The following is an 18,252-nucleotide window of genomic DNA, read 5'->3' as shown; positions in this document are numbered from 1 at the left end:
AACCCATCCTTTCCGATAGTTGTAGATCGTTTCCAGGTTTCATCATTATAAATCACGTCTTCAAGTGCCAAGACTCGGCCGCTTTTTTACCATTTAAACAGTTGGATTCTACAACAATTTCCGGCTATTGCAAGGATTTAAGCGCGCCCGAAGATTATCTGTTAGACACATGGCACGCGCTGAGGATAGATTATCCAGAACCTGAAGTGCGCGCAGGACACCGGCGCCACGCGCGCCACGCTGCGAATCACGGCCGCAGTGGAACTCCGAACCATTACGAGGAACTCCTCAATGCCTGCTCCGGAATACCCCACTTATGAAAGCGTGAGCGTCCGACCCCTCATCAACTGCAAGGGCACGCTGACCATGTACAGCGGGTCGGTCATGCTGCCTGAAGTCCGCAGGGCCATGGCCGAAGCGTCCAGGAAGTACGTCCATATCGAAGAACTCATGGAAGGCGTCGGCCGGCGAATAGCCGAAGTCATGCAAGCGGAATTCGGACTCGTGACGAACGGGTGCGCGGCTGCGCTCTGCCAGGTTACCGCCGCCTGCGTGGCCGGAACGGACCCTGACCGGATCGCCCGGTTGCCGGACACCACGGGCATGAAGAACGAGGTCATCACGCTCAGGACCCACCGCCATGTCTACGACCACGCGATCAGGATGGTGGGAATCACACTCGTCGAAACGGACGACGACCCGGATAGTCTCCGGGCCGCCTTCAACGAACGCACCGCCATGGTCGCCCTGTTCGGCGACCGCGCGGGCGACGGCGTAATGACCGTGGCCGAGATCGTCGACATCGCCCATGGCCAGGGCATTCCCGTCTTCGTGGACGCGGCCGCCGAACGTCCGGATGTGCCCAATCCGTACCTGGCGGACGGCGTGGACGCCGTGGCCTACAGCGGCGGGAAGTGCCTCCGGGGGCCCCAGACCTCCGGACTGGTCCTCGGCCGGCGCGACCTGCTGTGGGCGGCTTTCATGAACGGTGCCCCGCATCATTCCATCGCACGTCCAATGAAGGCGGGGAAAGAGGAGATCATGGGGCTGCTGGCCGCCGTGGAGCAGTGGGTACAAAGAGATCACGAAGCGGAATGGAAGGAATGGGAGGTATATCTCCAGACCGTGATCGATGCGGTCGGAGCGCTTCCGTCCATGCGGACGTCGATCCGGCAACCGGGCCGGTCCAACGTCGCACCGGTCTTGCACATGAACTGGGAGACCTCGGAAATCGGCATCGATCCGGACCAGGTCGTGCGTCTGTTGTCCGAAGGCGAACCTCGCGTCGAGATGGGCGGGGGCGACGGCCTGTCCATCATGCCCTATATGATGGAGCCCGGCGAGGATGTCCTGGTGGCCGCACGGCTCAGGGAGATCCTTGAACCACGGGTGAAGTGAACCGAGGGTGAAGTGAACCAGGGAGAGGACGCCATGAAAGTCATTGTCGATCTGTGCGTGGTGCCCATCGGGGTCGGGGTATCGGTTTCAGCGTACGTTACGGCCTGTGAACGGGTGCTGAAGAAAGCGGGGCTGAAGACGTTCATGCACGCTTACGGGACCAACATCGAAGGAGAGTGGGAAGAGGTTTTCGAGGCCGTGAAGCAATGCCACGAGACCGTGCACGAAATGGGCGCTCCGCGGATTTCCACGACCATTCGCCTGGGTACGCGAACCGACCGTGCGCAGACCATGGAAGAGAAGATCGAGAGCGTCGAACGGAAATTGAGGGACGAAACGTCGACAGCTAGTTCCCGACCGGTTCGCTGATGTGGCCGAATAGCCGCTGTATGCGCTTTACGTGCATTTCGGGAAGCGGTCCCTTTGCGATGCTCTCGATGTTCTGTTCGATCTTGTCCAGGGTTACCGCGCTGCAGACAGCGGTGGTGACGCCCTCGGTGTAGACGACGAACCGGTAGGCCGCTTCGACCAGCGATGCGATATCGGGATCTTCGAGCAGGAAGTCGTACGGGGAATGGGGATCGATGGACTCGTCCAGCAGTTCCTGATCCTGCAGGTCTTCGATCGTGGCGGCAAGGCGGTCCGGGTCCTTGAAGATGTTGCGCACCGAGAAGATGTTCATGACGCCGACATCGTGCGCTGTGCAATATGGAAAGACCGTATGGCGGGCCGACTGGTTGAGCATGCTGTAGGCGATCATGATGACATCCAGCTTACCGGTGGGCACCGCGGCCTGCAACCAGGCATGGGCGCCGTCCGACAACGCGGTTTCGCTGGATCCGAGGAAACGGATCTTGCCCTGTCGGCAAAGTCGTTCAAGTACGGGGAACTGCTCGTTGATCATGTAATCGAAATCCGCCTTTTCGGTTGCGGCGATCAGCGCTACGTCGATCTCGTCGACACCCAGGCGGCGCAGGCTGGTCTCAATGGATTCCGTGATCTGTTCCGGTGTCATCAGGACCGGACCGCTAGCCTCGTCGAACTGTGAGAGCACAACCCGTGTGGCGACGTAGTACCGGTCTCGTGGTGTGCCGCGAAAGGCCCGCCCGAGGATCGCCTCCGCTTCAAGGTAGCCCGGAGACGTATCGAAGAGATTGATGCCCAGGTCCAGGACCCCGTGGACGAGCCGGTGCATCTCCGGTTCGGTCAGCGGAGGATCGCTGGTCTGCCCCAGCCGGTTGTAGCCGCCGGATCCCATGCTCAGGGTAGATACGATCAAGCCAGTTCGGCCGAGGGGGCGGTACGAAATCATCTCTACTCCTGCCTGCATTATATTTGGCGAGAATCGACTTTACAAAACAGCCGGTTTTGCGTATCGATCCTGCATCGCGAACCCGGCGGTAGAAACCACGTCGGTCAAAACATCGATACACTGGATAAACTCTAAGCGGAAGGTACGGGCATGTCAACCGTCGAAGATCTAGTAAAACGGATCAGGATCGAGGGCTGGTGCGTCGTAGACGGTGTGATTCCCCCCAACGAAGTGGTGAAGGTCCGCGACAGCCTGGTCGCCACGGCCGATGGCCGGCCCGAGGACCTGGAAAACGGCCGGCATGCCGTTCGCGGGATCATCGCCTACGACCAGGCGATCGCCCCGTATCTGTCCGACGATCGAATCATGGGGGTCGCCGAAGCGTTTTTCGGCAAGCACGTCCGCATATCCATGACCACGGGCGTCATTCTCCACCCCGGATTTCCCCGTACGGAAAATCCGGGCGGGGGCCTGCACTCAGACTGGCCTTTCGGGCAGAGCTACGACTATCGTATTCCGGCACCCTATCCCGATGCGCCGCTGCTGCTGACCAGCCTCTGGATGCTCACGCCCTTCACCAGGGAGAACGGCGGCACGGTACTGGTACCTGGAAGCCACAAAGCCGACAACAATCCAACAGGCGACAGCAGCCTGGCACCGGGAACGACGCACCCGTCGGAAATTCAGGCCGAAGGGAGGCCGGGGAGCGTGCTGCTCTTCGACAGCCGAACCTGGCATATCAACGGACATAACCACAGCGACGAGACCCGCATGGCGATCATCGCCCGTTACGCGGCGTGGTGGTTCAACCTGAATCCGATTATACCCGGCCTTTCGGACTTCGAACGCGATGCGGCCAACCGGGGATTCCGGCCGGACGACGTCGTGCCGCTGACCCCGGAACAATACGAAGCACTGCCCGAACGCACCAGGCCCCTGTTCCACCACATCGTCATCGGGCAGCAGGTTCTGCCGTCCTAGAGGATTTAATGAAACGAAGCAGCCGCCCCAATGTCGTCCTCATCTGCGCCGACCAGCTTCGTGGCGACACCCTGGGTATAGCGGGCCACCCCGTGGTCCACACGCCCGGCATCGACGCCCTCGCCCATACAGGACACTACTTCCCCCGCGCGGTCTCGGAGGTCCCCTCCTGCGTGGGCGCCCGCCGGACGCTCTTCAGCGGCCAGTGGCCGGTTACCCACGGCATGGTCGGCTTCGACGACATGGCTGCGTGGGACGAGCCGGACACGCTCTGCCGGGTATTCCAACGCAGTGGCTACAAGACCTACTGTATCGGGAAAAGACATGTCTTTCCCCAGGACGAGCCCTACGGCTTCGACCGAATCATCGCCCACGAGGAAGGCCGGTACCTGTCTCCCGGATACCGCGACGACTACCTGGACTGGCTTGCCGAACAGGGCTGGGGCGACTTCGGCCTGTTCAACGCGGGCGTGACCAACAACGGGTACACGTCCCGCCCCTGCGTCTTTCCCGAGGAACTCCACGTGACCACCTGGACGGCGACGCAGGCCATTCGCGTCATGGACGAGCACGTCCGGGACCACGGCCGGGACACGCCCTTCTTCCTGTTCGTGTCCTTCAGCAAACCCCATCCGCCCTGGGACCCGCCCGCGTTCTTCTACGAGCGGTACGCCGACGACCCCGATCTGCCCGATCCGGTCATCGGCGATCCTTCGGGGTACGTGGGCGGACGCATGTCCTTCGTCAAGGCCCACGGTCCCTTCCCGGAAGCCGAGTATCTCCCCCTGTCCCTCAAGAACGTCCGGCGGGCCCGGGCAGGTTATTACGGCTGTATCGATCACGTGGACACCCAGATCACGCGGTTCACCTATCACCTGTGGCGCATGCTCCAACTGCGCAATCTCGTCTTCGCCTTCGTCGGCGACCACGGCGACATGTTGGGCGACCATCATTACTGGGCCAAGTCGTACGGATACGAGGGTTCGATCCGCGTGCCCTTCGTCCTGAATTTCCCCGCACAGATGGACCTCCCCGCGGGCGTCCGGCACCCCGATACCACCGTGGGCCTGGCCGACCTGATGCCCACGCTGCTCGACGTGTGCGGCCTGCCTCCTCCCGGCCGCATGGACGGCCGTTCGCTCATGCCGCTCGTGCGGGGCGAAGCGGACCGGCTGGATCGGGAGCGACTGCACGCCGAACACCTCGAATTCGGCCACTACCTGGTCGGCCACGGGGACAAGTTCATCTGGCATTACCGGACCGGGCAGTTCGAGTACTACGATCTCCAGGAAGACCCGCTCGAGTGCCGGAACCTGTACAGCAATGATCATCCCGAAGCCCGGGCTCTTCGAGACCAGCTACGTGGCCTGATCGTGGACCAGGGCCGGGAGAAAGACTTCATGCGCGACGGGGACTTAAGCAATGAAGTCGCGCAGCGCCACACGCACGAGTTCCCGCCCTACGCCGTGTAGGGATGATGCCCCGCTGTAACCACGCTGAGATACGGCATGGAAGAACCTTTCGAACCTACCTATGACCGCAAGGGGCTGCGACCCCGCTATCCCGATTCGATTCCGCCCGGGAAGATCCGCGAGAAGCTGCTCGAACTCTTCGGCATGGCGGACATCCCGGAACAGGTCGACTATACCGTGGGCCATTCCCGGGTGGAAGACGGCATACGGCTCACGGACCTTTCCTACGCCAATTCCCACGCAGAGACGGTCCCGGCCATCCTGATCGAGCCGCTGGACGAGCCGGCCGAACACCTGCCGGGCGTTGTCTGCGTACCGGGCACGGGCGGATCGGCCGAGCGCATGGCCCTCGAACGGTTCTACAAGGACGATCCGAACGACCCGCCCCTCTTTGGATGGGCACGGGAACTGGCCCGGCGGGGCTACGTCACGCTGGCCATCTCGCCCAAGGGCTGCCACGGCCGGGGCACGAACGAGGTATCCTGGTACATCGAGCTTAAGCACATGCTCGCCTACGGCATCTCGCAGATGGGACTCCTCGTGGAGGAAGCGCTAAGAGGCGTCCGCGTGCTCCAGGTCCAGGACCGGATCGGACACAACAAGGTGGGATTGACGGGCATGTCTCTGGGCGGGAACGCGACGTGGTACGCCATGGCCTGCGCCCCCTGGCTGGCGGCCGGCGTACCCATCTGCGGCGGCGTGGGTCAGTTGGAGAGCGTCATACGGGGAGGCGACCTGTACCGCCACAGCGCCTACTTCTACGTGCCCCACATGCTCCGCTACTTCGACCATCCCGAAATCGTCGCGCACTGCATCGCGCCCCGGCCCTACATGATGGTGGCGCCCACGTCGGACGAGGACATGCCGAAGTCCGGAGTCGACGCGCTCATTCGCACGGTGGCGCCGGTATACCGCGACGCCGGCGCCGGTGACCGCTTCCGCGTCTACCAGCCCGATGGCAACCACGTCTTCCGGTTCGAGTACTTCGAGTGGATGGTGGACTGGTTCGACCGTTTTCTCAAGGGAGATTCTGCTTGACGAACATGGTAGATCGACCTTACTTTTACCGCGTTCCCTTCAACATGTTGCAGGCAGGATGACATCGTGAGCGAAACTGCCAGAGATCCCCGTGAACCGGGCGACTCACCGGAAGTCGTCGGTCCGGATCATACCGTGCTTTCCGACGAGGAAGTGCTGACCAAGGGGCCGCAGTACAACGCGCCGCCCCCGAAGAAGCGCGTGAAGTGGTACCGGTGCCGGGTCACGCGGGAACAACTGGCCAGCCTCAACCGGCGCAGCGATTTCCTGGGATTCGTACAGACCCTGGGCTATCTCGCCGTCCTGGCCGCCGGCGCCGGCGCCGCCGTCTACTCCTCCCTCTACTGGCCGTGGTATGTTACGATACTCCTGGTATTCATCAACGGCCATTTCTGGCATTTCCTGGTCAACGGATTTCACGAACTGGTCCATGATTCCGTCTTCAGGACCCGCTGGCTGAACCGCTTTTTCCTCCGCGTGTATTCCTTCCTGGGATGGCACAACCACCACCACTTCTGGGCGAGCCACACCGAACACCACAAGTATACGCTGCACCATCCGGACGACCAGGAGGTGGTCCTTCCCGCGAAGTTCGACATGCGGAACATGTGGAAGTGGTCGATCGTCAACTATCGTTATCCCTACGACCTGGTGAAGGGCAGGCTGGCGGCCGTCGCGGGCAAGATCCCGGACGATAAGTGGTCGCAGGAGCTCTTTCCGGAAAGCGACCCGGAGCGGCGCAGGGCCTATACAAACTGGGAAAGAGTGATGTTCACCGGCCACATGCTGATCGCCGGCGTCTCGCTGGTCTACGGGCTGTGGGTAGTGCTCCTGGTCATCACCTTCCCGAAGATGATCGGCGCCTGGCTGCAGTTCCTGTGCAACGCGACGCAGCACGTGGGCCTGCAGGATGAAATCCCCGACTTCCGCCTGTGCTGCAGGACCTTCTATATCAACCCCGTCCTGCAGTTCCTGTACTGGCACATGAATTACCATACCGAGCACCATATGTACGCCGCGGTCCCCTGCTACAAACTGGGCAGGCTTCACCGGCTCATCAAGCACGAAATGCCTTACTGCACCAGCGGGTTATGGGAAACCTGGAAGCAGATCATCCAGATCATGGACCGCCAGGCTGTGGAACCCGAATACCAGTTCATCGCCGAACTCCCGGCGAGCGCATCATCACCCGCACCCGCACCGGCGAATCATTCCACACCCGCGCCCCCTCCCGCACCCCGTAAATCCGCATGAAAATCACCGGCATCAGGTTGTTCGTCCTCGAAGACCCCGACCAGCCGCAGTACTATCACGTATTGAAGCAGGTCCCCGGCCTGAGGCGCACGCAGTATACTCACGGCAGCAGATCCCATCCTAAAACCGGAAAGCTGCGGCAGCACTTCATCCGAGTCGAGACCGATGAGGGCATCGAGGGCACGTGTACGACCACGATGGACCGGGAGCAGGTGGAGATCCTGCGGACGCAGGTGATGGGCAAGAACCCGCTGAACCGCGAAGAACTGTTCCAGCTGCTCCACAAGGGCACGCGTTGGCTCTACCAGAAGCCCGGCTGGTTCGGGGACTTCGACAATTGCCTGTGGGACATCGCGGGCAAGAAGGCGGGCCTGCCGGTCTACGCCCTGATCGGCCGGGTCCGGGACCGGTTCCCGGTGTATCTGACCGGAGGAGATTCCGATATCGGGACCTACCTGCAGATGATCGAAGACGGCAGGGAATACGGCGTAAACGCCTACAAGTTCCACACCTACAAGGGCGGCAAGGCGGACATCCCGATCTTCAGGGAAGTCCGGAGGATCGTCGGTCCCGACTACCTGCTGCTGAACGACCCGGTCTGTTCCTACACGCTGCAGGAAGCCATCGAGGTGGGACGGGTCATGGAGGAACTTGATTTCGTCTGGCTGGAAGAACCGATGCACGAACACAAGGAGCATCAGTACCGTGAACTGTGCCGGGAGCTGACCATACCGGTGATGGGGAACGAGACGCTGATGCACGACCTGGGCATTTCGACCCAGCGGCTGATTTCAGGGGCGACCGACCTGCTGCGCGCCAACGCGCGGCACGGGACCACGCAGGTGCTCAAGATGGCCCATTTCGCCGAGATGTACGACACCAACATCGAGTTGAACGCCGAGGGCGGCCTCTTCGGGCTCGTCCACGCCCATCTCGGCTGTTGTATAGACAACACGGGTTTCTACGAGACGGGAGCCCACGGGTTCGTAGACACGGCCGGCACCTGGGGCATGGTCAACAAGCCGCTCGTTGCGGACGGCCACATCGTACCACCCGATGGTCCGGGCTGGGGCGCGGAGTGGGACGCCGAGCGCTTCGAGGCCATGACCGCGGCCGAGTATTGATTTCGCATTCGCCGCCCACCGCTCGCCGTCCACTACCGCCCGCGGCCACTTGCGCCCCGTCGTCGCCCTTTGCGAGAAACGACGACCCACGCACTACACTTCCAGGTACTTGATCTCACCATGTATAGACGTTGTAGATATCTGCAAACGGGCAACCGTGACGGGGAGGCTGAAACGGCGGGGTCCCGCGGAGCCGGGATTGAGCTGCCACACCCCATCGCCGCGCTGGTCCCATACCGGCCGGTGGGAATGGCCGTAAACAACTACGTCGATACCAGCCGCGGCCGGGTCCACGTTCAGGTCTTCGATGTCGTGGACCACGTAAATCGACCGGCCCCCAACCTCCAGCAATTCCGTCACCGGCAGGCGTGCCGCCCAGGACTGGTAGTCCGTGTTCCCCCGAACTACCGTTACCGGTGCGATCGCCGACAGGTCGTCCAGGATACCTTCGCCGCCCACGTCCCCGCCGTGAATGATCCTTTCCACCCCGTCCAGCGCTTTCAGGGCCTCCGGCCGCAACAGGCCGTGGGTATCTGAAATCACCCCAATCTCGACGGTCTGATCCATACGCCTCCGCGTCCGCTTCGATGCCACCGGACCGCTAGGACTGCTCTTTCATCTTACCCGGCATCAGGCTGTACTTGCCCGGACCGGCAAACCAGAGGGCGATGTAAACGGCGCAGAGTTCCATGGCGTGCGATGCGCCGTTGAGTCCCGAAGCCGGATCGTCCGCCGGCAGCGACAGATGACGCAGCATGGCCATCAGCATGGTGAGCGCGAGCAACGTCGTCGCGGGCCGGAAGAACACGCCGAGCATCACGAGGATCGAGCAGAAGAATTCCGCGAACCCGGCCATGAACCCCCAGAACGCCGGGAGGAAGCTGATGCCGACAAGCTCCATGTTGCCGCCGATGGCAGCCCACCGCCCGGGATTGGAAATCTTGCCCCATCCGTGATAGGCCGCCATGCTGAACCCGATCACGATGCGGATGATGAGCAGGCCGAGGTCGGTCATGCCGAGATTCTTCGTCAAGAAGCACATCAGTCTGTTCATTTTTGTTGTCCTTGTGGGATGGGTGAATCCATGTCGAACCGATTAAGAAAAACAAGCAAGTACACTAAGCTTCGAGCGGGATGGTGCGAACGCGCTATCCGGGCCAGGCCGGACCGTCACGTCCAGACCACCTCCCGCGCCTCTCCTCCGGGTCCGGCCTGCAGGATCGCATCCGCCACAGCGATGGCCTTGATCGCCTCCGTGCCCGGCGACAGGCAGGTGACGTCTCCGCGCACGCAGGACAGGAAGTGTTCCGCCTGGCAGGCGTACATGTCGGGTTCCGATTTCGCCTTGATCAGGGACTGTTCGCCTTCCCGGTCCGTGAAACAGCAGTACTGGTGAGGTTCGGCGTCATCTGGATCGGGCAGGTCCCCGGTGCCGAACTGAATGAATCCTTTCGGCCCGATGATGTCGTGCAGCCCGTTTCCCCGGGCCGCCCAGCTCCATGACATGAGCAACTGGTTGCCGTTCCTGTAGCGCACGATGGCGGAACAGGTGTCCAGGGCGGATGACTCGGGTTCAAAATTGATCGAACTGGACAGGACGCTATCGGGATCGCCGAAGAGGAAATTGGCGAAATCGTAGTTGTGGACGGCGCCGTCCATCAGCGGTCCGCCCCCCATGGCGTGGTCCATGTACCAGCGTCCCGGGCCGAACCCGGCCATGGCGTTGCGCCAGAGGATGGGCGATCCCAGCTTTCCCGAGGCCACGTACGCGCCCCAGGACTTCCAGTGGGGATCGAAACGGCGGCAGTGGGCGACCATGATGAAGGTGTTGTTGCGGTCCGCCGCCTCGTTGAGCCTATTGCATTCCTCCACCGTGCGCGCCATGGGCTTTTCCACCAGCACCGGGATGCCCGCATCGAGGGCGGTCATTGCCGCGGCGCTATGCAAGCCGGTCGGCACGGCGATCACGACGGCGTCCACCTCACCACTGTTGACGATGGCCTCCGTTGAATCAAACAACTTCGCGCCCGGGTAGGTCTCAGCAAAACGCGCCCGCATCTCAGGGGAAGGGTCGGCGCCCGCGACCAGATTGCAACCCTCAACCCCGTTAAAGGCCCTGGCCTGGTGCGACCCCATGCCGCCAAGTCCGATCGAACCCACCCTGATCATGGTCTGTCCTTTCGTGGGATCCTATGGATCTACGTTTGAGCTTTCGAACCACTTTCGTCGAAACAGAAGGAAACTTAAATGCGAATTCGCTTGTCCAATATATGACAGGTACTATAACTACTCGATGGTCAAGTGTTCAAGACCTTATGCAAACTGTTCGTGGAACGGGTGTAGAACGAACCGTCAGCGACACCGGACTACAAACCACGGGAGATCATGCAATGTCCATCGTACAGGAATTGCGGGAAGCGAATCTGGCAAAACAGGATCTGGCGAACGGAGAACAGTTGCAGTTCGACGTGCAGTTCGCAGCCCGGCGAAAAGACCCCCGAACGGCCCTAGCGATCAGTATCATTGGGGGTTCGCTCGGTGTCGACCGATTCTACATTGGCGATATCGGCCTCGGTATAGCCAAGCTGCTGACCCTCGGCGGGTTATTCATCTGGACGATCATCGACTGGTTCCTGATCATGGATGCCGCCCGGCTCAATAACAGCGAGCTCATGCGTCAGGTCCGGGACAGCATTGTCCAGTCGAGAGCCTGAGACGAAGGGCAAAAACCACACCGTCCTCAACGGGTCCCGTCGGCCGCTTACCACCTGGCCGTTTCCGCCTTGGGGTCGGGTCCGAACCGGTTTTCTCCCTTTGTCCCTTCGATTATCGTAAAGACAAGCAAGATTATCCCACCGATTAGCGGGATCAGGCTGATCAGGATCCACCAGCCGCTTCTGTCCGTGTCGTGCAGGCGTCGTACGATGACCGCGAGATAGGGTATGGCGATCCCCAGATAATAAAGGGTACTGAGGAACCCAAGGTTCTCTCCACCCAACTCGAATTTCAAACCCATGAACTCGTCAATCACCGTGAGGATTGTTACTATGACGACAGAGAAAAGAAAGAACAGCCAGTATTCCTTCCTCCTCGCCCTGCCTTCGAAAACCGCGTACTTCTTCAGTACGTCGATGTACCAGTGCATGTTCCCTCCCTGTCGTGTGTAACTATAATCAGAACGGTATTTTGTACCAGGTTTCCCTGGAAGACCGTCTCACTGCCACAAAGCTTCCCCTTCCGACATCTGCGAAGCGAGAAACTCCTCGTTCAGTTCCACGCCCAGTCCGGGCGCTTCCGTCAATACCACGTGTCCATCCTGGATGACCGACTCCTCCGTCGCCAGCACGTCGTCCCACGTCGGATCGTCGAAACGGTGGAACTCGAGCACAAGGAAGTTCGGTACGCTCGCGCAGACATGGGCGTCGCCGACCGTGCTCAGTGCGCTGGAGTTGTTGTGCGGGGCGAAGGGCACGTAGTACATCTCGGCCATGTTCGCGATCTTCCTGCATTCCGAAAGGCCTCCGCACTTCGAGATATCCGGCATGATGATGTCGGCGGCCTGCTGCTGTAGCAGGTCCCTGAATCCATGGCGGAGATAGAGGTTCTCACCGACGCAGATGGGCGTTCCCGTGGCCTGGGTGATCTTGGCCAGCGCATCGACATTTTCCGGAGGCACCGGTTCCTCGAGCCACAGGAGGTTAAGTGGCTCGAATTCATGGGCCATTTTCATCCCGGCCGTGGCGTCGTAACGGCCATGGAGGTCTATGGCCAGGTCGAGGGACGGACCGATGCCCTCCCGGATCGCGAATGCCTGGTCCACGAGCGACTTCAACTCGTCGGGCGTGACCGACCAGTTCCAGGGGTCCAGCTTGTGGGGGTTCTCCGCATCGTCGAGATCGAACTTGATCGCCGTGAAACCCCGTTCCTTCACCTCGGCGGCGCGTTCGTTGTAGTCGGCGTGCGCGCTGTCCACGTACAGCCTGACCCGGTCCCGGAACTTGCCGCCCAGGAGGCGGTATACCGGTACGCCCTGGGCCTTGCCGGCGAGGTCCCAGAGCGCGATCTCGATGCCGGTCAACGCCGAAATAGAGGTGCCGCCAGCGCCGCCCATGAAAATGTACCTCCGGCGGATGTGTTCGAAGCAGGCGTCCACGTCGCGGGGGTCCATGCCGATGATCATCTTCGCCATGTGGCGGGTCGAGTCCCGCCAGCCGGGGTCGACATGACTGGTTTCCCCCGTACCGTACACGCCCTCGTCGGTATATACGCGAACGTAGTGGTACGTGTATCCGGACGGTACCTGCACATCGGCGGTTTTGATCTCGGTAATCTTCATTCCCTCTCCTGTCTGATTCTGGGCTCAATATGCGCAACGGCCGGCACGCTACCGGCATCCCCACTCAACCACCTATCCGGACGGCTTTCAACCGGTTGTTGCCATGATCGCAGACGACGAGCACATCCTCTCCATAAAAGCAAAGGCCATGAGGCTCGTTCAAGTGCGCATCTGTCGCGGCCACCGGTCCGTCGCAGTCACCGTATTCACCGCTGCCGATAACGGTCTCGAGCGCGCCGTTTTCCGCGATGCGACGTACACGGTTGTTGCCCGAATCGGAAAAATACACCCGGCCTTGCCCGTCCAGGGCCAGGCCACGGGGCGAGGAAATCGCCGATTGCGAAGCCCGCGACCCGTCGGGCGAAAAGCCCTCGTCTCCCGTGCCCGCCACGGTGGTAATGATCCCGGAATCCCCATCCACCCGCCGGATTACATGGTACCGGTCATCGGCGAAGTACAGGTGTCCGGATCCATCGACGCTGAGGGCCGTGGGCGAACCTATCCGCGCCCGGGTCGCCGGGCCGCCGTCACCGGAATACCCCTGCAGGCCGATGCCCGCCACCGTGGTGATGATACCGGTTCCTGCGTCGATTTTCCTGATGCGTCCGCAGCCGGCATCGCCGACGTAAATGTCGTCGCCGGGGCCGTGGGTCACCGCGAGAACATGCATCAGACAAGCGCTCAGGGCCGGACCGCCGTCTCCCTTGTCCCACTTGAAGGCCGCGCCCGCGACGTTGCTGATCACGCCGTCCCGGTCCACGCGCCGCACATGGCCGTGGCGGGTATCGGCAATGACCACCCGGCCTGTGCGGTCCACGGACACGTCGTGGGGATTGCCGAGATGGGCATCGACGGCCGGACCGCCGTCGCCGCCGTAGGCCCGCGCGCCGGTGCCCGCGATCGTCCGGATCACCCCGGTGTCCGGGTCGATGACCCGGATGCGCTGGTTCCAGACGTCCGCGACGACCAATGTACCGTCGGGACCGACCGACAGGCCGCCGGGCCCGTTCAGGAAGCCTGCCGTGGCGACCTCGCCGTCGTGCACGCCCGTACCGCCCAGGACTGTGGTCACGATGCCGGTGGCGCCGTCGCAGCGACGCAGCCGGCCGGAGCAGTCGCCCCAGAACACCGTGCCGTCCGGGTCCGCGTAGATCCCCGCTTCCACGGAATTGCACCGGGTGACGGAACCGTGCAGTCCTTCCTCGCCGAATCCCGGCTCACCGGTGCCGGCCAGCGTCCGCACGATACCCGTCTCGCGCTCCACCTTGCGCACCCGGAAACCGTACTTCTCCCCTACATAGAGATTGTCGTGTGCGTCCAGGCAGATGGCGTCCGGCATGAGCGTGCTCGCCTCCGCGGCGGGACCGCCGTCACCGTTGGACGCGCGCTGGCCGTTGCCCAGGACCGTGTCGATGATCCCCGACCGCATGTCGATCCTGCGCACCCGGTCGTTGGAATTGTCGCACACGTACAGGTCACCCCGGGAATCGAAGGCGAGATGTTCCGGATGATAGAACCCCGCGTCGCGGGCCGGACCGCCGTCGCCATGGTACCCGCCCAGGCTCAGGCCGGGCCCCCCGTACGGCCGGCTTTCTCCCCGCTCGGAGGGATAGTGCCGGGCGTGATGGCCGAAGACGGTCTCGACGATCCCGGTCCGGGCGTCGATACGCCGGATATTGTTCGTCCACTCGCTGGACAGGTATACGTTGCCGTCCCGGTCCACGGCCACGCCGCAGGTGCAGTCCAGTTCCGCGTCCACCGCCGGGCCGCCGTCGCCGCCCCGGCCAATCGCCCCGTTGCCGGCGACGCGGGAGATGATGCCGGTCTCGTAATCGATGCGGCGGATCGTGTGGTTGCCCAGGTCGGAGAGATACAGGTTGCCGTGGCGGTCCTGGTACAGGTCATGGGGATGGCGGAACCGCGCTTCGGCGGCCGGGCCGCCGTCGCCCGAGTCGCCCGCGACGCCGTCCCCGGCAAAAACGTGGAGGATCCCTTCGCGGTCGATGCGCCAGATGCGGTGCCACTGGTAGTCGATCACGACCAGGTCGCCGTCGGGCCGTCGCACCACGCCCATGGGCCAACCGGCGTCGGCCTCTTTCGCCGGAACACCCGCGCGCTGGCCCACGCCGGCGATGACCACGGCTTCCCCGGCGGTCAGGTTCTTGAACCGTTCAACAATGCGCATGCGTAAGGGGAGTAACCCGGCGATTGCGTGTATTCATTCGGCTTTCAAGGCAGTGAAGACGGCGGATTGGACAGGCGGCCGCCGAGTCCACATGGTACAGTCTAAGGCCATGCATGGCAACCGTTAAATGCAAATTGACAGCGCCACCGCGACCGGTTAACATACGACGCCGTACGGCCACCTTCTACACGACTTAGTACAGCCTTTGCACCGCCCCGAACCGATGGAGATGCCTTTCCCGATGAACTATGATTTCGACCAGCGCATCAATCGAAACGGCACCAATTCGTACAAGTGGGACTACGTCAAACGGGACGGAGTCATTGTCCCCTGGGACGAGACCGACGCCAGCCGGCACGAGCGGCCCGTGCTTCCGCTGTGGGTGGCGGATATGGACTTCCCGTGCCCGCAGCCGGTGGTGGACGCCGTGACCGAAATCGCGAACATGGGCGTCTACGGATACGCCTTCCCGCCGCCGTCCTACTACGATTCCGTGGTGCGGTGGATGAAGCGGCGCCATGACTGGTCCGTCGATCCCGACACCATCTGCTTCACCCCGGGCATCGTACCCGCCCTGCACATGCTGGTCTCCGCCTACACGAAGCCCGGCGACAAGGTGCTGGTGCAACCGCCGGTGTACTATCCATTCTACAACGCCATCGAGAACCTGCAGACGCGGCCGGCGTTGAACCCGCTGCAATACCGGGACGGCCGCTACTACATGGATTTCGACGATCTCGAAGCCAAATGCGCCGACCCGGAGGTCAGGATGGCCATCCTCTGCCACCCCCACAACCCGGTCGGCCGGATCTGGACCCGGGAGGAGTTGCGGCGCTTCGGCCGGATCTGCATGGACAACGACGTGCTGGTCGTTTCCGACGAGATCCACGGCGACCTGATCCTGGGGAACCGGGACTTTACGCCGTACGCCACACTGGGCGCGGAATACGAGGCGCGGTCGATCATCTGCACTTCGCCCAGCAAGACCTTCAACCTCGCCGCGCTACAGGCGTCGAACATGATGATCCCTGACCCGGCACTCCGGGAGGCCTTTCAGCAGACCGTCCGAAGCGCCGGCATCTTCACGCTGAATCCCTTCGGCATCGCGGCCGTCGAGGCCGCCTACGATCACGGCGAGGAATGGCTGGAGCAGCTGCTGGCCTACCTGGAGGGAAACTACCGGTTTCTCGAATCCTTCTTCAGGGAACGGTTACCCGGCATACCCGTCATCGAAACGGAGGGCACCTATCTCGTGTGGGTCGATTTCACGAGCCTGGGCCTGGACAAGGACGCCCTTCAGCACCTCATGATGGAGGAGGCCCGCGTCTTTCTCGATGAAGGGTACATCTTCGGCCCGGAAGGCGAGGGCTTCGAACGGATCAACATCGCCTGCCCCCGGTCGATCCTCGCCGAGGCGCTGGAAAGGATCGAGGCGGCGGTGAATGGGGTGGGTCCACGATAGTAACCTGCTGAAGCATTACACCTGCCATCCACCCGACCACCACATGCGAACTGTGCCCGACCGTCCAGCTGTAATCTGATCGCGCCCTTCGGATCTCTCCATTAATCCTTCGATGTTCTTGCGATGCAACGGTTTGATACAACTGTTGTCATCCCGCCGGCATTTTGTATCTTCTTAGTTACGATTCAGCAACTATTCTGTTTCGAATCAGTTGCGATGGAGTAGCATGCGAAAGGACGCGGGATGATCCAGCCGGGCGCGGAATCGTTACGGAAGATCGCCGTTATCGGGCAGGGGACCGCCGGATCCCTGGCGGCCGCCAGCGTAACGCGTCTTCACCCCGACGGCGGCCACGAGCTGCACCACATCTATGACTCGCGCATTCCGGTCATCGGGGTGGGAGAAGGCAGCTGGCCGAGCCTGGTGCAGGAACTGCAGAAACTGACGGGGCTGCCCCATGAGACCGTCCAGCAACGCTTGAAGGGCACGCGCAAGTACGGTGTCGCCTTCGAGGGATGGGGCCGGCGCGACCGTGATTTCACCCACTACTTCACCCCACAGCAAGTGTCCTACGCCTACCATCTGTCCGCTGACCTGATGGCGGACCTGCTGCGTGAAGGCACGCGCGCACACCACATTGACGCGAAAGTGCTCGACATCACCAAAGATGAGGACGGCGCGCAGGTGGAATTCGAGGGCCGGGAGTCGGAACGCTACGACCTGGTCTTCGACGCCCGCGGATTTCCAAAGAAACTCCACCCCGAACAGCATATCGACATTTCCTTCATCCCAACCAATACAGCCGTCATCCGGCGCTGCCCGGCGGTCATCGACGATGGACGGAACGGACCGGTACTGCAACACACCTACACCCGGGCGGTTGCCCGACCGCACGGGTGGATATTCGTCATTCCGCTGACAGTACACACTTCTTACGGGTACATCTTCAACCGGGATGTATCCGACCCTGCGGAAGTCGAATCGGACTTTGACGAATTTCTGGAGAACGACGGCGTGGCCGAATTCGAGCAACGGGCCGTCATCCCGTTTCCGAACTTCGTCCATCGCCGGATTTACGACGGCGCGGTAGCCCGCATAGGTAATGCGGCGGCCTTCATGGAGCCCCTCGAGGCGACGGCGATCGTATCCGCCCAACTGCAGGTCGGGATGGTGCTCCAAACACGCCTCAACCGGCCGGCGGCGCATCTCGAACGCGACGCGCCCGCGGTTAATCGGTTTCTCATCAACAACATGCTCCGCTATGGCCTGTTCGTCGGCTGGCACTATGCCTGCGGTTCGATTTACGACAGCGAATTCTGGCATTACGCGCGGGAACGAGCCTGGCCCGGGCACCGTAAGGCCATGCATCCCGAGGCGGTAGATTGCAATGCACTCGGCAAATTCGACGGGATGCTGGAACTGCTGAACCGGCCGGTCATCGACAAAGCCGACTGGCACCGGATGTGCGCGGTACCGCTCACCAGCTACGCCCAGGTGTCCCAGGGACTGGGTTGGACCGTCTCCGCGTGACGGCGCGCCGCGACGTCTGAAGTTTAACATTTCTTGATTTGAAACATATAACACTTCATAATATATGCATCGTACTGGTTGAATTTACATTTCGTGAGCGTGCAATCCTGCTTCGTAAGTGCGCAACCTGCTCGACTGCCATGAGGAGACCATTTAACGC

Annotated in this window: 17 protein-coding genes; 10 read left to right on the top strand and 7 right to left on the bottom strand. The window is 61.9% G+C overall.

Features of this window, described 5'->3' with window-relative positions:
• The first annotated feature begins 291 nt into the window (after positions 1-291).
• Entirely contained in the window at positions 292-1,398 is a 1,107-nt protein-coding gene (locus F4Z81_14345; protein ID MXW06225.1) for an aminotransferase class V-fold PLP-dependent enzyme, read from the top strand.
• A gap of 33 nt (positions 1,399-1,431) precedes the next feature.
• A complete protein-coding gene (locus tag F4Z81_14340; GenBank protein ID MXW06224.1) occupies positions 1,432-1,767 on the top strand; it encodes an MTH1187 family thiamine-binding protein in 336 nt (111 codons plus the stop codon).
• Here the strand turns inward: F4Z81_14340 and F4Z81_14335 are convergent.
• A complete protein-coding gene (locus tag F4Z81_14335) occupies positions 1,745-2,728 on the bottom strand; it encodes an aldo/keto reductase (GenBank protein MXW06223.1) in 984 nt (327 codons plus the stop codon). The two genes, F4Z81_14340 and F4Z81_14335, sit on opposite strands and share 23 nt — an antisense overlap.
• A 132-nt stretch (positions 2,729-2,860) precedes the next feature.
• On the opposite strand from F4Z81_14335, the gene F4Z81_14330 reads away from it, so the two are divergent.
• From F4Z81_14330 to F4Z81_14310, 5 genes are read left to right on the top strand one after another with little or no spacing between them, the layout of a single operon-like run.
• Entirely contained in the window at positions 2,861-3,691 is an 831-nt protein-coding gene (locus F4Z81_14330; protein ID MXW06222.1) for a phytanoyl-CoA dioxygenase family protein, read from the top strand.
• An 8-nt stretch (positions 3,692-3,699) separates the two neighbouring features.
• Positions 3,700-5,163: a sulfatase-like hydrolase/transferase gene (locus F4Z81_14325; protein MXW06221.1), complete on the top strand. Its 1,464-nt coding sequence runs from the start codon at positions 3,700-3,702 to the stop codon at positions 5,161-5,163.
• A 36-nt stretch (positions 5,164-5,199) separates the two neighbouring features.
• Complete coding sequence (locus F4Z81_14320; protein MXW06220.1) at positions 5,200-6,201, top strand: hypothetical protein; 1,002 nt, start codon at positions 5,200-5,202, stop codon at positions 6,199-6,201.
• 12 nt (positions 6,202-6,213) lie between these two features.
• A complete protein-coding gene (locus tag F4Z81_14315) occupies positions 6,214-7,455 on the top strand; it encodes a hypothetical protein (GenBank protein MXW06219.1) in 1,242 nt (413 codons plus the stop codon).
• Positions 7,452-8,579: a hypothetical protein gene (locus F4Z81_14310; GenBank protein ID MXW06218.1), complete on the top strand. Its 1,128-nt coding sequence runs from the start codon at positions 7,452-7,454 to the stop codon at positions 8,577-8,579. The genes F4Z81_14315 and F4Z81_14310 overlap by 4 nt, the downstream gene beginning before the upstream one ends.
• Before the next feature lie 93 nt (positions 8,580-8,672).
• Here F4Z81_14310 and F4Z81_14305 read toward each other — a convergent pair whose 3' ends face one another.
• From F4Z81_14305 to F4Z81_14295, 3 genes are all read right to left on the bottom strand, one after another.
• Positions 8,673-9,146 (bottom strand): metallophosphoesterase family protein, encoded by a 474-nt coding sequence (locus F4Z81_14305; GenBank protein ID MXW06217.1) that lies wholly within the window; start codon positions 9,144-9,146, stop codon positions 8,673-8,675.
• A 34-nt stretch (positions 9,147-9,180) separates the two neighbouring features.
• Positions 9,181-9,594: a DoxX family protein gene (locus F4Z81_14300; protein ID MXW06216.1), complete on the bottom strand. Its 414-nt coding sequence runs from the start codon at positions 9,592-9,594 to the stop codon at positions 9,181-9,183.
• 155 nt (positions 9,595-9,749) lie between these two features.
• A complete protein-coding gene (locus F4Z81_14295; protein ID MXW06215.1) occupies positions 9,750-10,748 on the bottom strand; it encodes a Gfo/Idh/MocA family oxidoreductase in 999 nt (332 codons plus the stop codon).
• Between the two features lie 221 nt (positions 10,749-10,969).
• Here F4Z81_14295 and F4Z81_14290 point away from each other — a divergent pair, with 221 nt between their 5' ends.
• The gene (locus F4Z81_14290) at positions 10,970-11,293 is read left to right on the top strand and encodes a TM2 domain-containing protein (GenBank protein MXW06214.1); all 324 of its coding nucleotides are present in this window, start codon (positions 10,970-10,972) and stop codon (positions 11,291-11,293) included.
• Positions 11,294-11,340: 47 nt separating this feature from the next.
• Here the strand turns inward: F4Z81_14290 and F4Z81_14285 are convergent, their stop codons facing one another.
• From F4Z81_14285 to F4Z81_14275, 3 genes are all read right to left on the bottom strand, one after another.
• Positions 11,341-11,724, bottom strand: a complete 384-nt coding sequence (locus tag F4Z81_14285) for a DUF805 domain-containing protein (protein MXW06213.1) — start codon at positions 11,722-11,724, stop codon at positions 11,341-11,343.
• A gap of 69 nt (positions 11,725-11,793) precedes the next feature.
• A complete protein-coding gene (locus F4Z81_14280; protein MXW06212.1) occupies positions 11,794-12,915 on the bottom strand; it encodes a mandelate racemase/muconate lactonizing enzyme family protein in 1,122 nt (373 codons plus the stop codon).
• Positions 12,916-12,979: 64 nt separating this feature from the next.
• A complete protein-coding gene (locus tag F4Z81_14275; protein MXW06211.1) occupies positions 12,980-15,100 on the bottom strand; it encodes a hypothetical protein in 2,121 nt (706 codons plus the stop codon).
• A gap of 241 nt (positions 15,101-15,341) precedes the next feature.
• Here F4Z81_14275 and F4Z81_14270 point away from each other — a divergent pair, with 241 nt between their 5' ends.
• Together F4Z81_14270 and F4Z81_14265 are read left to right on the top strand one after the other, a co-directional pair.
• Entirely contained in the window at positions 15,342-16,562 is a 1,221-nt protein-coding gene (locus tag F4Z81_14270) for a pyridoxal phosphate-dependent aminotransferase (protein ID MXW06210.1), read from the top strand.
• Positions 16,563-16,805: 243 nt separating this feature from the next.
• Positions 16,806-18,092: a tryptophan 7-halogenase gene (locus F4Z81_14265; protein MXW06209.1), complete on the top strand. Its 1,287-nt coding sequence runs from the start codon at positions 16,806-16,808 to the stop codon at positions 18,090-18,092.
• Positions 18,093-18,252: the final 160 nt, after the last annotated feature.

Source organism: Gemmatimonadota bacterium (assembly GCA_009835325.1).
Lineage (GTDB): Bacteria > JAAXHH01 > JAAXHH01 > JAAXHH01 > JAAXHH01 > JAAXHH01.
This window is presented reverse-complemented; position numbering and strand designations above follow the sequence as displayed.

What these genes read in the sequence shown, in the direction of transcription:
- F4Z81_14345 (MXW06225.1), top strand. Translation starts at nt 292, where the DNA reads ATGCCTGCTCCGGAATACCCCACTTATGAAAGCGTGAGCGTCCGACCC.
- F4Z81_14340 (MXW06224.1), top strand. Translation starts at nt 1,432, where the DNA reads ATGAAAGTCATTGTCGATCTGTGCGTGGTGCCCATCGGGGTCGGGGTA.
- F4Z81_14335 (MXW06223.1), bottom strand. Translation starts at nt 2,728, where the DNA reads ATGCAGGCAGGAGTAGAGATGATTTCGTACCGCCCCCTCGGCCGAACT.
- F4Z81_14330 (MXW06222.1), top strand. Translation starts at nt 2,861, where the DNA reads ATGTCAACCGTCGAAGATCTAGTAAAACGGATCAGGATCGAGGGCTGG.
- F4Z81_14325 (MXW06221.1), top strand. Translation starts at nt 3,700, where the DNA reads ATGAAACGAAGCAGCCGCCCCAATGTCGTCCTCATCTGCGCCGACCAG.
- F4Z81_14320 (MXW06220.1), top strand. Translation starts at nt 5,200, where the DNA reads ATGGAAGAACCTTTCGAACCTACCTATGACCGCAAGGGGCTGCGACCC.
- F4Z81_14310 (MXW06218.1), top strand. Translation starts at nt 7,452, where the DNA reads ATGAAAATCACCGGCATCAGGTTGTTCGTCCTCGAAGACCCCGACCAG.
- F4Z81_14305 (MXW06217.1), bottom strand. Translation starts at nt 9,146, where the DNA reads ATGGATCAGACCGTCGAGATTGGGGTGATTTCAGATACCCACGGCCTG.
- F4Z81_14300 (MXW06216.1), bottom strand. Translation starts at nt 9,594, where the DNA reads ATGACCGACCTCGGCCTGCTCATCATCCGCATCGTGATCGGGTTCAGC.
- F4Z81_14295 (MXW06215.1), bottom strand. Translation starts at nt 10,748, where the DNA reads ATGATCAGGGTGGGTTCGATCGGACTTGGCGGCATGGGGTCGCACCAG.
- F4Z81_14290 (MXW06214.1), top strand. Translation starts at nt 10,970, where the DNA reads ATGTCCATCGTACAGGAATTGCGGGAAGCGAATCTGGCAAAACAGGAT.
- F4Z81_14285 (MXW06213.1), bottom strand. Translation starts at nt 11,724, where the DNA reads ATGCACTGGTACATCGACGTACTGAAGAAGTACGCGGTTTTCGAAGGC.
- F4Z81_14280 (MXW06212.1), bottom strand. Translation starts at nt 12,915, where the DNA reads ATGAAGATTACCGAGATCAAAACCGCCGATGTGCAGGTACCGTCCGGA.
- F4Z81_14275 (MXW06211.1), bottom strand. Translation starts at nt 15,100, where the DNA reads ATGCGCATTGTTGAACGGTTCAAGAACCTGACCGCCGGGGAAGCCGTG.
- F4Z81_14270 (MXW06210.1), top strand. Translation starts at nt 15,342, where the DNA reads ATGAACTATGATTTCGACCAGCGCATCAATCGAAACGGCACCAATTCG.
- F4Z81_14265 (MXW06209.1), top strand. Translation starts at nt 16,806, where the DNA reads ATGATCCAGCCGGGCGCGGAATCGTTACGGAAGATCGCCGTTATCGGG.